This window comes from Flavobacterium sp., assembly GCF_035760125.1.
GTDB lineage: Bacteria > Bacteroidota > Bacteroidia > Flavobacteriales > Flavobacteriaceae > Flavobacterium.
The window spans coordinates 1-14,670 of sequence record NZ_DASTTN010000147.1; the positions used below are offsets into that span (position 1 = coordinate 1).

14 protein-coding genes are annotated in these 14,670 nt (G+C 34.0%); 13 read left to right on the top strand and 1 reads right to left on the bottom strand.

Features of this window, described 5'->3' with window-relative positions; genetic code table 11:
• The 6 genes from VFS71_RS05700 to VFS71_RS05725 form a co-directional block, all read left to right on the top strand.
• Window positions 1-792, top strand: a 792-nt coding sequence (locus VFS71_RS05700; RefSeq protein WP_326399903.1) for a glycosyl hydrolase family 65 protein, incomplete at its 5' end; no start/stop codon positions are given.
• 291 nt (window positions 793-1,083) lie between these two features.
• Window positions 1,084-3,471: a TIM-barrel domain-containing protein gene (locus VFS71_RS05705; protein WP_326399904.1), complete on the top strand. Its 2,388-nt coding sequence runs from the start codon at window positions 1,084-1,086 to the stop codon at window positions 3,469-3,471.
• Between the two features lies 1 nt (window position 3,472).
• The gene (locus VFS71_RS05710; protein WP_326399905.1) at window positions 3,473-5,152 is read left to right on the top strand and encodes an alpha-amylase family glycosyl hydrolase; all 1,680 of its coding nucleotides are present in this window, start codon (window positions 3,473-3,475) and stop codon (window positions 5,150-5,152) included.
• 268 nt (window positions 5,153-5,420) lie between these two features.
• A complete protein-coding gene (locus VFS71_RS05715) occupies window positions 5,421-6,107 on the top strand; it encodes a glycerophosphodiester phosphodiesterase (RefSeq protein ID WP_326399906.1) in 687 nt (228 codons plus the stop codon).
• Between the two features lie 134 nt (window positions 6,108-6,241).
• A complete protein-coding gene (locus tag VFS71_RS05720) occupies window positions 6,242-7,450 on the top strand; it encodes an NAD(P)/FAD-dependent oxidoreductase (protein WP_326399907.1) in 1,209 nt (402 codons plus the stop codon).
• An 89-nt stretch (window positions 7,451-7,539) separates the two neighbouring features.
• Window positions 7,540-8,283 carry a hypothetical protein gene (locus VFS71_RS05725; protein WP_326399908.1) on the top strand — a complete coding sequence of 248 codons (744 nt, stop codon included), beginning with the start codon at window positions 7,540-7,542 and terminating at the stop codon, window positions 8,281-8,283.
• Window positions 8,284-8,293: 10 nt separating this feature from the next.
• On the opposite strand, the gene VFS71_RS05730 is transcribed toward VFS71_RS05725, so the two are convergent.
• Window positions 8,294-8,770 carry a TspO/MBR family protein gene (locus VFS71_RS05730; RefSeq protein WP_326399909.1) on the bottom strand — a complete coding sequence of 159 codons (477 nt, stop codon included), beginning with the start codon at window positions 8,768-8,770 and terminating at the stop codon, window positions 8,294-8,296.
• A 109-nt stretch (window positions 8,771-8,879) separates the two neighbouring features.
• On the opposite strand from VFS71_RS05730, the gene VFS71_RS05735 reads away from it, so the two are divergent.
• The 7 genes from VFS71_RS05735 to VFS71_RS05765 form a co-directional block, all read left to right on the top strand.
• A complete protein-coding gene (locus VFS71_RS05735) occupies window positions 8,880-9,962 on the top strand; it encodes a diphosphomevalonate decarboxylase (RefSeq protein WP_326399910.1) in 1,083 nt (360 codons plus the stop codon).
• Between the two features lie 41 nt (window positions 9,963-10,003).
• Window positions 10,004-10,198: a hypothetical protein gene (locus VFS71_RS05740; RefSeq protein WP_326399911.1), complete on the top strand. Its 195-nt coding sequence runs from the start codon at window positions 10,004-10,006 to the stop codon at window positions 10,196-10,198.
• 49 nt (window positions 10,199-10,247) lie between these two features.
• Window positions 10,248-11,186, top strand: a complete 939-nt coding sequence (locus VFS71_RS05745) for a mevalonate kinase (protein ID WP_326399912.1) — start codon at window positions 10,248-10,250, stop codon at window positions 11,184-11,186.
• Between the two features lie 60 nt (window positions 11,187-11,246).
• The gene (locus tag VFS71_RS05750; RefSeq protein ID WP_326399913.1) at window positions 11,247-12,203 is read left to right on the top strand and encodes a geranylgeranylglycerol-phosphate geranylgeranyltransferase; all 957 of its coding nucleotides are present in this window, start codon (window positions 11,247-11,249) and stop codon (window positions 12,201-12,203) included.
• Window positions 12,204-12,344: 141 nt separating this feature from the next.
• Window positions 12,345-13,250: a pseudouridine synthase gene (locus VFS71_RS05755; RefSeq protein WP_326399914.1), complete on the top strand. Its 906-nt coding sequence runs from the start codon at window positions 12,345-12,347 to the stop codon at window positions 13,248-13,250.
• A 75-nt stretch (window positions 13,251-13,325) separates the two neighbouring features.
• Complete coding sequence (locus VFS71_RS05760; RefSeq protein WP_326399915.1) at window positions 13,326-13,688, top strand: nuclear transport factor 2 family protein; 363 nt, start codon at window positions 13,326-13,328, stop codon at window positions 13,686-13,688.
• Between the two features lie 265 nt (window positions 13,689-13,953).
• A partial coding sequence (locus VFS71_RS05765) for a glycoside hydrolase family 3 protein (RefSeq protein WP_326399916.1) occupies window positions 13,954-14,670 on the top strand: 717 nt, incomplete at its 3' end.

The following is a 14,670-nucleotide window of genomic DNA, read 5'->3' on the forward strand; positions in this document are numbered from 1 at the left end:
AATTATATTGCCAAGTGGTGTATTGATTATGCTTATGAGCAAATTCAAAAAGTTTCATTGGAATATCCTTCAGACCATAAACGTATTATGGAAAAAGTAAAATTATCTGAAACGGAATTGAAAGAATGGAATGAAGTGGCAGGCAATATGTATTTTCCAAGATCAGAGGAAATGGGGATATACTTGCAGCAAGACGGTTTCTTGGACAAAGATTTGGTTCGAGTAAAAGACTTAGACCGTTCACAAAGACCAATTAATCAAAAATGGTCTTGGGATCGTGTACTGCGTTCGCCTTATATCAAACAAGCCGATGTATTGCAGTGTTTTTACTTCTTTGAAGATCATTTTGCTAAAGATGAATTGGAACGTAATTTTGATTTCTACGAATCATTTACGGTACATGAAAGTTCACTTTCTCCTTGTGTACACTCTATTCAAGCTGCTTTGTTGGATAAAATGGACATGGCGTATGCCTTTTATTTAAGAACTTCTCGTTTGGATCTTGATGATTATAACAAAGAAGTTGAAGAAGGTTGTCACATTACATCTATGGCAGGAACTTGGATGAGTATTGTTGAAGGATTTGGTGGAATGAGAGTAAAAAATGATGCACTTCATTTCTCTCCAAAAATTCCAAAAGAATGGGGAGGCTATTCTTTTAAAATTAATTTCAGAAACCAAATCTTGAAAATTGCGGTTGATCATAAGGAAACCAAATTGTCCCTTGAAGGAAACAAGGAGTTGACTGTTTATGTAAACGGCAAAGCAGTTTTGGTTCAACCCAAAAACTAAAATTAATCAATAAGAAACCCTTTCCAAGTTTTACTTCGAAAGGGTTTTAAAATTCTAGGCGATACGAAAAAAGTAATTATTCTATTGTGTTCAACAGAAGAAAAACGAATTAAGCCTTGCATTTTGGAAAGATGAAGCATTCCATTCAGGAATGAAAATCGGTTCTGATTTTAGAATTGAAATAAAAATTAAACCATTATGCTATTAAGATTCATTTAGAAAGGCTTCGCAATTTTAGATTGCTAAATTCCGAGTAAATCTTAATTTCTTAATGGTTACAAAAAAATAGCCATGAAAAAAATAGTTCTATTTCTTTTAATTTCCAGTTTTTCCGTTGCCCAAAACGCGAACCGAAAATTTGAAAGTTATAAAGTAGTCCACAACACTTTGGAAATTAAAACATCGGATGGGCAGTATTTCATTAAACCCTATTCAGATAAAATAATTGAAACCACTTTTTTGCCTTCTGGCGAAAATTTGAATTCGAATTCACATGCAGTTGTTTTAACTCCTGCAAAATCAGTTTTTAAAATAAAGCAAACCCAAAAGGGACTGGTGTTTTCCTCTAATGGAATTACTGTTTCTATTGTAAAAAGCCCTTTTCAAATTAGTTATTTGTATAAAAACAAACCGTTAATTTCTGAAAAAAATGGATATGTAAAAAGAGAGAATGCTAGTAAAGAACAGCCAAAAGAAACTTTAGAATTCAATTTGGATGGAACTGAATCGCTTTATGGTGCAGGAGCTCGCGCATTGGGAATGAACCGTCGCGGGAATCGTTTGGAATTGTACAACCAAGCCGATTATGGTTATGGAACGCATTCCAAAAAAATGAATTTTTCCATTCCGCTTGTAATGTCATCCAAAATTTATGCGGTTCATTTTGATAACGGAGCGATCGGTTATTTGGATTTGGACAGTAAAAAAGACAATACATTGGTTTATGAGACTATCTCGGGCAGAAAAACATATCAAGTAATTGCCGGCGATACTTGGACTGATTTGACTTCGAATTATACTTCATTGACTGGAAGACAACCCCTTGTTCCTCGCTGGGCTTTGGGAAATTTTTCTAGCCGATTTGGATATCATTCCCAAGAGGAAGTAACCAAAACGATTGACAGATATTTGAAAGACGAAATCCCTGTAGATGCTATAATTCTTGATTTGTATTGGTTTGGGAAAACAGTTCAGGGAACAATGGGTAACTTGGATTGGGATAAAGACAATTTTTCGGACCCAAAGAGAATGATAACCGATTTGAACAATAAAGGAGTTAAAACCGTATTGATTACGGAGCCTTTTATTTTAACAACTTCAAGCAAATGGCAGGAAGCTGTTGATAAAAAAGTATTGGCAACTGACAATGTTGGAAATCCATTCAAGTATGATTTTTATTTTGGAAATACGGGACTTGTTGATGTTTTTAAACCGGAAGGAAAAAAATGGTTTTGGAATATTTACAAAGGTTTAATTGACCAAGGTGTTGGTGGTTGGTGGGGAGATTTGGGCGAGCCTGAAGTATTTCCATCAGCAGCATTTACGGCACAAGGTAAAGCTGATGAAGTTCATAATATTTATGGGCATACTTGGGCTAAAATGATTCACGAAGGTTACAAAAATGACTTTCCAAATGTGCGTCCTTTTATTCTAATGCGTGCTGGATATTCAGGATCGCAAAGCTACGGGATGATTCCGTGGTCTGGAGATGTAAGTCGTTCCTGGGAAGGATTGCAATCACAACCTGAAATTGCATTGCAAATGGGTATGCAGGGAATGGTCTATATGCACTCGGATTTGGGAGGATTTGCAGGAGATTATTTTGACAATGAACTGTACGTTCGTTGGTTGCAGTATGGAGTTTTTCAACCTGTTTATCGCCCACATGCACAGGAAGACGTGCCTTCGGAGCCTGTGTATAAAGACATTGTGACTAAGGCGAAAGCCAAAAAACAAATTGAGTTGCGTTACCAATTATTGCCGTATAATTATACCTTGGCTTTTGAAAATAATAACAAAGGTTTGCCATTGATGCGTCCTTTGTTTTTTGAAGAACCCACTAACGAAAAATTGCTGAATTCTTGTGATTCCTATCTGTGGGGAAATGATTTTTTAGTGACTCCAATTACCAAAGCAGGAGTTACAAATACTACGATTTATTTTCCAAAAAGCAACAATTGGTACGATTTTTATACCAATATGAAGCATGAGGCAGGCACTACAGAGAATATAGCAGTTTCGGCGGATAATATCCCGGTTTTTGTTCGTGGAGGAGCTTTTATTCCTATGATAAAAACGATTCAAAACACGACAAAATATTCGTTGGCTAATTTTGATTTGCATTTTTATTTTGATGAAAAAGTAACTTCAAGTACTGGAAAATTATATAATGATGATGGGATAACGCCAAACGCTTTCGAAAAAGGGGCGTACGAAATATTGAATTTTTCAAGTAATGTTACAGCTAAAGAAATTGCACTAAAAATGAATACTACTGTTGGGAAATCATTTACGAACTCAGATAAAAATATTGCTTTATTGGTTCATAATATCAGTGTAAAACCAATTAAAATTACCATTAATGGTGCAATAGTTGATTTTAAAATGAATGCAGAGATTCTTGAAATTCCAGTAGTATTAAAAAAAGGATTAGATAACGAAATTAAAATACAATTATAATATGAAAAGTAGAAATGTAATATTGCCCATAATTTTTTTATTGGCTACAACCTTTATTTGTGCACAAGTAAAAAAGGATTCGAAAGTTAATTCGAAAGCGAAAACAGAAAAAACTCCATTTCTATGGGAGGGTGCCAATCTATATTTTTTGCTAACAGATCGTTTTAATAATGGCGATAAATCAAATGACCTAAATTTTGGAAGAACCAAAACTCCCGGGAAACTTCGTGGTTTTGAGGGGGGAGACCTTAAAGGGATTATTCAAAAAATAGACGAAGGTTATTTTACGAAACTAGGGATCAATGTGATTTGGTTTACGCCTGTTGTTGAGCAAATTCACGATGGAGTTGATGAAGGAACGGGCTTGAGTTATGGATTTCATGGTTATTGGGCAAGAGACTGGACGGCATTGGATCCGAACTTTGGAACCAAAAAAGATTTAGCCGAATTGGTTAAAAAAGCGCACGCCAAAGGAATTCGTATCATGCTTGATGGTGTAATCAATCATACTGGTCCAGTTACCGAAGTAGATACTGTTTGGCCGGAAGGCTGGGTTCGCACGGGACCTAAATGTCAATACAGTAATTTTGAGAATACAACAGCCTGTACATTGGTAGCCAATTTGCCCGATGTAAAAACGGAAAGTAAAGAGGAAGTGACATTGCCTCCTTTTTTGGTTGAAAAATGGAAGGCTGAAGGAAGATATGATAAAGAAGTAGCTTCATTGGATGCTTTTTTCAAACGAACAGGCTATCCAAGAACTCCAAAATATTACATCATAAAATGGTTGACGGATTATATCACCGAGTTTGGAATTGATGGATACAGAGCGGATACAGTTAAGCATACGGATGAAAGCGTTTGGGCTGATTTCAAAACACAATGTGATTATTCATTTGCAGATTGGAAAAAAAAGAATCCAACTAAAGTTTTGGACAACAATCCATTTTACACCATTGCAGAAGTCTATAATTACAACATCAGTAACGGGAAGTTATTTGATTTTGGGGATAAAAAAATAAATTATTACGAGAATGGTTTTACGGCGATGATTAATTTTGAATTCAAAAGCGATGCCCGGAAAGACTATTCTACTTTATTTTCAAAATATTCTGTTTTACTGAACGGTCAATTGAAAGGGAACAGTGTTTTGAATTATTTGTCTTCTCATGATGATGGAGGTCCTTTTGATGCCAAACGTACCAAAAGTATCGAAAGCGGAACAAAATTATTATTGACTCCCGGTATTTCACAAGTATATTACGGTGATGAATCGGCTCGTTCTCTTGTTGTAGAAGGGACTCAAGGCGATGCAACATTGCGTTCAATGATGAACTGGGATGCCGTAAATACAAATCCAGAAACCCAAAAAGTGCTGTTGCATTGGCAAAAATTAGGTCAGTTTAGAAGAAACCATCCATCGGTTGGGGCCGGTGTGAATGCAGAGATTTCGACAAAACCATATGTGTGTTCCAGAAATTTTACCAAAGGAAAATATTCAGATACAGTCGTAATCGGATTGGATTTGCTTGCAGGTAAAAAGGAAATCCCTGTAGGTTCTGCCTTCAAGGAAGGTGCCAAAGTAAAGGATGCTTATTCCGGTAAAATGGCAAGTGTTTTGAATGGAAAAGTTACAGTTGATAGCGAGTTTGATATTGTATTATTAGAATTAAAAAAATAGCACAACTGAGTTCGATTAATAATTTTGGAGCAGAAAGATTTGGCTTTTTTGTAAGTACAGGTCCCGCTTTCCGTTACAATCTCTCTCGTTGAAAAAACGAGAGAGGATTTTCACTTCAATCGGGGCTAAGGGTTAGCATTTTGTTTTTTTGTTATTATATAAAAAGGTAAAATAATAATTATCGAACGTAGTTTACAAAATAGTTAGTTATTTAGTTTTGAATTGAAACGCCTTTAGTAATGAAGGCGTTTTTTATATTTGTAGTACTATGAAAAAAAATCTTAAAATAGGACATCGAGGAGCCAAAGGATACGAACCTGAAAACACCTTGATTTCGTTTGAAAAAGCAATCGGAATGGGAGCAGACGGAATTGAATTGGACGTGCATCTAAGCTTAGATGGTCATTTGATTGTAATCCACGATGAAACTATTGATAGAACAACTAACGGCAAAGGAGTTGTGAACCAATTGAGATTAGAAGAATTAAAGTCTGTTCAAATCAATGAAAAATATACAATTCCAACATTGGAAGAAGTTTTGGATTTGGTTGATAAAAGGTGTTTTGTAAACATAGAATTGAAAAATAAGGATACGGCCGAGAAAGTGGTTCAATTGATAGAACATTATATTTCAGACAAAAAATGGAATAATGATCATTTTCTAGTATCCAGTTTTGATTGGAATGCCCTGCAACAAGTCCGGTTTTTAAATGAGAATATCCGAATTGGAGTCTTAACAGAAACGGATTTGGATTTAGCCATTTCGTTCGCCCGATTCATGAAAGCTGAAGCCCTGCATCCCGATTATCAATTATTGACCAATGAATATACCACCAAAATTCAAGAGAAAGGGATTAAGGTTTTTACTTGGACAGTAAATGAAATAGACGCTATTCAAAGAATGATATCATTCAAAGTGGATGGTATAATCACCGATTTTTTGGATAGGGTTTAATCTGTATCCTCCGTGTGTCATTTTCCAATCTTAGTTTTTTTGCTGCTCATTATTAAAATATAATCTGCGAATCTGCGGTTATCCCTTTAAAAACGGCTTACATTTGCATTCTAAAATTATTTCCTCACAAAATTATGAATCAAAATTTTGACATACTAGTTGTTGGCGGTGGTGCTGCAGGTTTTTTTACGGCTATCAATATCGTAGAGAAAAACCCAAAAACTAAAGTGGCCATTCTTGAAAGAGGAGCCGAAGTGTTAGGAAAAGTTCGTGTTTCTGGAGGAGGACGTTGTAATGTGACCCATGCCTGTTTTGAACCTAATGAATTGGTGAAATTTTATCCACGTGGTGAAAAAGAATTGCGTGGTCCATTTCATCAATTTTGTTCGGGAGATACCATAGAATGGTTTGAAAAACATGGAGTAGAGTTGAAAATTGAAGAGGATGGGAGAATGTTTCCAGTTTCGAATTCCTCACAAACCATTATTGATTGTTTTGTGAAAGCTACTCAAAAACTTGGGATAGCTGTTCTGACTGGGCAAAGTGTTCAGTCCATTTTTAAGAAAGATAATTTTTGGAAAGTCGAAACGCAGACCGAAAACTATATTGCGGAAAAATTGGTTCTAGCTACAGGAAGTAATCCTAAAATTTGGGAAATGCTTCAACAACAAGGTCATGCCATTGTAAGTCCAGTTCCATCCTTATTTACTTTCAATATAAAAGATGCACGAATCAAAGAACTGCCTGGTGTTGCGGCGCAGGTTACGGTAAAGGTAAAAGATACCAAATTGGTTTCAACCGGACCATTGTTAATCACACATTGGGGAATGAGCGGTCCAGCAATCTTAAAATTATCGGCTTGGGGAGCGCGAATTTTATTCGATAAAAATTATCAGTTTACCATTTATGTGAATTGGCTAAATGATGTTGATGCCGAAGATGCTGAGAAAATCCTAAAAACATTAAAACAAGAACACGCCAAAAAAGCCGTTTCCAAAAAATCTCCTTTTGACTTCCCAAACCGCCTTTGGGAAAGCTTGGTTTTAGCATCGAATATTGAAGCAGAAACTAAATGGGCTGATTTATCCAAAATACAATTACAAAACTTAGTAAATCAATTGACAAACAGTACTTTTCAAGTTAATGGTAAAAGTACATTTAAAGAAGAGTTTGTAACTGCAGGGGGAATTGATTTAAAAGAAATCAACTTCAAAACTATGGAGAGTAAACTGCATGAAAATCTTTATTTCGCTGGTGAAATAGTGAATATTGATGCCATTACTGGCGGATTTAATTTCCAAAATGCCTGGACTAGTGGCTTTATTGTAGCGAATGCTATATAGTCAAAGAATTAATTAACAAAAATTTACATCGCCGATAAGCTTTTTTTAGGGAGTATTGGAATATATTTACTTTCAAAAAATTCTTACTTATGAAAGTAAAATTACTTTTGGTATTGTCCTTATTTGCATATCAATTTGCTTTTTCTCAAACAGAAAAGCTTCTTAAAGGAGTAGTTTCGTCAGACAATTTCTTATTGCAAAACGTGGATGTCATCAATAAAACTTCTCAAAAAAGCACCAAAACGAACGATAAAGGTGAATTTGTAGTAACTGTTAAAGCTAATGACAGTCTCCTTTTTTATGCTAAAAATTATTATTTAAAAAGGCTGAAAGTATCTAAAGAAGAGATTGGGCAGAACAATCTGCAAGTTGTAATGATCAAAAAACCCGAAGAGTTAGACGAGGTAGTAGTTGAAAAAACACATAGCATTAAACTTAAAAAAGACAACGCGTACGAACAAGGGAAGAGGGATGAAATAGACGTAGTAAAATCGGTTGAAGATATAAAAAAACGCACCGTTTATGATGGAGCTATAGATAATGGAATGAACTTTATTGCAATTGGCAAAAAGATTTTAGATTTATTCAGAAAAGAAGAAGAACCAGATAAGGAAGTTCTACCAGAAATTGAATTTGCTACATTGGCCAAAAACACCTGTGATCAAAAATTTTTTACGTACAACTTAAAATTGAAACCAGACGAAATTGATCTCTTTCTTCAGTTTTGTGACACTGATCCGAAATCAAAAGTACTAATTGAGCATCATAATGTACTCAGCATAATGGATTTTTTATCCGCTAAAAATATTGAATTCCAAAAGTTGAAAAACTGACCAGCATTCATTATTTATTCAACCACCAAATACTTCCGTTCAAAACTGCCGCAAAACCAATCCAAAGCAAATAAGGGATAAATAAATAGCCCGAAATTTTGTTGATTTTGGCAAATTGAATATAAGTTTCATAAACCATCAACCATAAGATAATTATTTCCAAACCGGCTAACATTGGGTTTTTTAGCCCAAAAAATAAATAAGACCACAAGGCATTTAGCGCCAATTGGATTGCGAAAAACTGCAATGCTTTTTTAACGGTTTCTTTTTCAAAATCAATTCTATTCCAAACTAATCCCGCTGCGATTCCCATCATAATATAAAGCATGCTCCAAACAGGTGCAAAAACCCAATTGGGTGGATTGAAACTCGGTTTTATCAATGTTGGATACCAAGTTGTAACAGACGAACGGGTAACTATTCCAGAAAAATAGCCTACAACTAGGCAAGTAACAACAATAGATAATATTCGGGTAATCTTATTCATTTCTTATGATTTTAGCGAAGCCAAAATTACTTAAAACTTTCGAAGGATTATCAAATAAAGGAATAAACGATTTCAGCAAAAAAAGTATCTTTGTCGAAAATTACTATTTATGTTTGAAGCTGACGATTTTATCCCATTAAAATATAATCATTCAATAGACCAGGGAAGTTTCTCTTGGAGTGCACCGAGCAACATTGCTTTGGTGAAATATTGGGGAAAAAAAGACAAGCAGATTCCAGCTAATCCATCCGTTAGTTTTACGCTGAATAATTGCAAAACGATTACAACTTTGGCTTTCGCCAAAAAACAAAACGACGGTAATTTCTCTTTTGATTTATTATTTGAAGGAAAACCCAAAGAAGATTTCAAACCGAAAATCCAAAAATTCTTGGAAAGAGTTGAAATATATTTACCTTTTCTGAAAGACTATCATTTTACGATTGACACTGAAAATACATTTCCTCATAGTTCTGGTATAGCTTCATCAGCATCGGGAATGGCAGCTTTGGCAATGAATTTTATGAGTTTAGAAAAAGCCTTAAATCCAAAAATAGCTGAAGATTATTTCTATAGTAAAGCTTCATTTTTGGCGCGATTAGGCTCTGGAAGCGCTTGCAGAAGCGTAAAAGGACAAGTGGTTGTTTGGGGAGAACAGGCTAACATAAAAGGAAGCACAAATTTGTATGGTGTAGAATATCCGTATGAAATCCATCCTGTTTTTAAAAATTTCAAAGACACAATTTTATTAGTTGATAAAGGAGAGAAACAAGTATCGAGCACTGTAGGTCATGATTTGATGCATGACCACCCATTTGCCGAAAGGCGATTTGCCCAAGCACATGAAAATTTAGACAAGCTGATTCCTGTTTTTGAAAATGGAGATCTCGAAGAATTTATCAAGATTGTAGAAAGCGAGGCCTTGACTTTGCACGCGATGATGATGACCTCCTTGCCATATTTCATTTTAATGAAACCCAACACTTTGCAAATCATAAATGCGATTTGGAAATTTAGAAATGAAACTAAAATCCCGATTTGTTTTACATTGGATGCCGGAGCGAATGTACATGTTTTGTATCCAAATAATGTTAATGAAAAAGTGTTGCAATTTATTAAATCAGAATTAGTTGGCTATTGCCAAAATGGTCAGTACCTTTGCGACGAAATTGGAAATGGCGCTTTGTTAAATTAATGCTTTTTTTCGTATCTTTAGTTCTTAATTGATTTAAAATTATGGACCTGAATGCGGAAAAAGTAGAATTAATCAAGAAGATAGTAAAGACGAAGAATATTGATCTTCTGAAGAAAATCAGAGCCGTTTTTGAAGACAAAGAAAAAGAGGTTTGGGACGAATTAACGCCCGAACAGCAGGAAGAAATAAACATCGGGATACAAAATGAAAATCGTGGAGATGTAGTCGATTTTTAAAATAAACAATATTAATTACCAAGCCCAAATTGATAATTTAAAAAAACACATGAAAGGACCTTTATTTTATTCAAAAATATTACTCTTTGGAGAGTACGGAATTATTCGAGACTCCAAAGGATTGTCAATTCCTTATAATTTTTACAATGGAGCTTTGAAGAAAGATGCTAATCCTTCGGAAGAAGCGATACATTCAAATGGTCATTTGAAACGATTTGTGGCCTATTTGGAGCAATTGCAAAAGGACCAGCCTGATTTGGTAACTTTTGATTTAGAGACTTTAAATAATGATGTTCAAACAGGTATGTATTTTGATTCCAGTATTCCACAAGGATATGGAGTAGGTAGTAGTGGTGCATTGGTAGCTGCTATTTATGATAAATATGCACAACATAAAATCACGGTTTTAGAGAATTTGACACGTGAAAAATTATTGACTCTTAAAACTATTTTTTCTCAAATGGAGAGTTTTTTTCACGGGAAAAGTTCTGGATTGGATCCATTGAACAGTTATTTGAGTATTCCAATTTTAATAAATTCAAAAGACAATATTGAAGCTACCGGAATTCCTACCCAAAGTTTTGACGGTAAAGGAGCTGTGTTTTTACTAGATTCTGGAATAGTGGGTGAAACGGCGCCAATGGTTAATATTTTCATGGAAAATCTAAAAGACAAAGGCTTCCGTACGATGTTGAAAAACCAATTTGTAAAATATACGGATGCTTGTGTGGAGAATTTTTTGGGTGGAGATATGAACTCATTATTTGAAAACACCAAAAAATTGTCAAAAGTAGTCCTCAATAATTTCAAGCCGATGATTCCAGAACAGTTTCATGGCATTTGGCAAAAAGGGATAGATTCAAATGATTATTATCTGAAACTATGCGGTTCAGGTGGCGGTGGTTATATCTTAGGATTTACGCAAGATTTAGAAAGGGCAAAAGAGTCTTTGAAGGATTTTAAATTGGAAGTCGTTTATCAATTTTAATTTTTTATTTGAGAACGAATCTATTTATTAAGCGCTACTTATAAACTCTAAACAAACTCCATGTTAAGCAGGCAGCATAAACTATTTGTATTAAAGATTGTGAGTTTGTTCTCTGTAGTTAGAGGTTATAACATTCCTGTTATAGCTTTGGCCCAATATTTATCTGCTATTTTTATATTAGCTCCCGAGAAAAGAGCTTTGTCAATATTGCTGGACTTTCAGCTTTTTATAATTGTATTGGCATCTAGTTTAACAATTGCTTCTGGGTACATTATCAATAGTTTTTACGACAGTAAAAAGGATTTGATTAACAAGCCAAATAAATCGCAATTGGATCGTTTGGTGAGCCAAAAAACTAAACTTCAAGTTTATTTTGGCCTAAATTTTTTTGTGGCTTTAATAGCTTTTTTTGTTTCATTTAGAGCTGTTTTGTTTTTTTCGGCTTATATCTTTCTAATTTGGTTTTATTCTCATAAAATTAAAAAGTATCCTTTAATCGGGAATTTGATGGCTGCTTTACTGGCGGTTTTGCCTTTTTTTGGGATTCTGTTATATTTTTATCTTAAAATGCCATTGTATGAAATAGAAAGCAATAGCGGTAAACTTGCTGTTATACTTTCACATGGGACCTTTTTATTTTTATTAATTCTGATTCGGGAAATGATAAAGGATTTGGAAAATTTAAAAGGCGATTTGGCTAATGATTATAAAACCATTCCAATTATTTATGGGGAAGAAGTTTCCAAAAAAATAATCACAGGATTGGCACTATTGACCATTATACCGGTTTATTTTTTAATCAATGTATATGATGTTGGTTATATGGATATTTACTTTTATTCCGGTTTTATAATTATGATTTTTTTCCTGGTGTATTTGTGGAAATGGGAAACCAAAGAGCAATATGTTTTACTTCACAATGTTTTGAAATTCTTAATTGTGGCTGGTGTATTTTGTATAGTCTTGATTAATCCTAGCGTTTTGTGGAATGGTAAAAAAATATTGATGACTATTTAATATCATTCTGTTTAGGTTGGTGGTTTCAATAAAACTTTAGAATGGCAACAGTCATTTAATTAAGTAGTTAGCTTTTTCTAATTGACAAAAATCGTTTCCCAATGATATAAATAGTATCTTTGCAGCAAATTATAGAATATTATGAACAATAAGGAAGGCAATAATAAAAGAAGTGGTGCTAGACCAACAAGCTCTAGACCAAGTTCCAATAAGCCAAAACCTGCGATGCAAAAAAGGGCACAAGGGCCAAAAAAAGTTAAAACAATTGTAAAAGTTGCCGATACTACTGATAAAGTAGAGAAAAAACCTAATCAAGCGCCTAAAAGACCTAAAGTAAAAGATGAAATTCGTTTAAATAAATACATCTCAAATTCAGGGACTTGCTCTAGACGTGATGCTGATATTTACATTCAATCTGGAAATGTAAAAGTAAACGGTATTCCCGTTACCGAAATGGGGTATATGGTAAAGCCAGGAGATGTAGTTAATTTTGATGGTGTGGTTTTGACGCCAGAGAAAAAAGTTTACATTTTATTAAATAAGCCTAAAAATTTCACAACTGCACTTGATGAAGGGCAAGAATTTAGAAATGTTCTAGAATTGGTTAAAGGTTCTACTACTTCAAAAATTGCTCCAATTGGCAGAATGGATAAGAATACAACAGGACTTTTGTTGTTTACTAATGATACGGATATGATTCGTAAATTTACTTTGCCGAATCAAAAATCATCCAAAATATACCAAGTTTCTTTAGATAAAAATTTAAAATTTGAAGATTTAGAAAAAATAAATAAAGGTCTTGTATTGGATGGTCACCGTGTTTATGTGGAAGATGTAAGTTATATTGAAGGGGAAGCCAAAAGTGAAATTGGGCTTCAATTAAGATCTGCAAATGTAAAAGTAGTGCGCTCAATATTTGAAAATTTTAATTATGATGTACTTCGAATTGACCGTGTAGCTTTTGCTGGTTTGACCAAGAAAAATTTACCAAGAGGAAATTGGAGATTACTAACGGAACAAGAAATTATCAATTTGAAGAACGTATAATTTCTTAAAAAATAACTTCTAAATCCCTTTCATGCAAAAATGTAAAGGGATTTTTTAATTTTAAAAACAAACAGAATGACAACAGAAAAATTGCAATCCATCGCTTTTAAATGGTTCGAAGCATTTAACAATCATAACTTGGAACAATTATTATCCCTTTATGATGATGAAGCAGAGCATTTTAGTCCGAAATTGAAAATTCGTAAACCTGAAACGCAAGGGTTGGTAACTGGAAAAGATGCTTTAAGAACTTGGTGGCAAGATGCTTTTGATCGTTTGCCAAGTCTACATTATAAAGTAACTTCTCTAACGGCAAATGCAGACCGTGTTTTTATGGAATACATACGCACTGTTGAGGGTGAAGAAGACATGCTTGTTGCTGAGGTTCTTGTGGTAAAAGAAAATAAAATTGTTGCTTCAAGAGTTTACCATGGATAGTAATTGAAGTTGTTTTAACTATTTAAAAGAATCCCATTTCGCTAAAAAAGTGAAATGGGAATTTTTTTGGAAAGTATTGAAAGTAAAAGAAAAGTTTTGAAGTTATTGTCTAATTATAGAATTACGAAAACGTTAAACCTATGAAAAACAACCAAATTAGTTCCTTAAAAACTAGTTCTTTAATAAATATAATTACTTTTAAAATTCATTAATAATTAGTCAATTATTAAAAAAATCTAAGTTTAAAAGATAAATTATAAAAAGAATGAGATTAAAAATTGCACTACTGCTAATCTTCAGTTTTCTGGCTTATGGGGTTAGAAGTCAAAACACCAATCCTGAATTAGATAAGAAAGTAGCAGAATTGCTTTCTAAAATGACTACGGAAGAAAAAATTGGTCAAATGACACAAATTACGATTACTTCTTTGGAGGCCAAAGGAAAGCCTGGAGAATTTGATATGACAAAATTGAATGAGGCTATTCAAAAATATCATATTGGTTCTATTTTAAATGTGCCAAATCCAGGAGCACCAACTATTAAAAAATGGAATGAAGTAATTACAACAATAGGCAGTGAGGCAAAAAAAACCAGATTAAAAATTCCAGTATTGTATGGAATAGATGCAATACACGGGTCGAGTTATACGGCTGGAGCAACATTATTTCCGCAACAAATAGGAATGGCAGCGACATTCAATACTGATCTTGTAAAAAAAGGAGCCGAAATATCGGCCTACGAAACTAGAGCTTCTTCAATTCCATGGGTTTTCTCACCCGATTTGGATTTGCCTAGAAATCCAGCTTGGTCAAGAATGTGGGAGTCCTTTGGAGAAGATGTATACTTGTCAAGTCGAATGGGAGAGGCGATGGTAAGAGGTTTTGAAGGGGTTGATGTTGGATCAAAATATAATGTGGCTTCCTGCATGAAACATTATATAGGATATGGTAGTACAACAACCGGAAAAGACAGAACTCCAAGT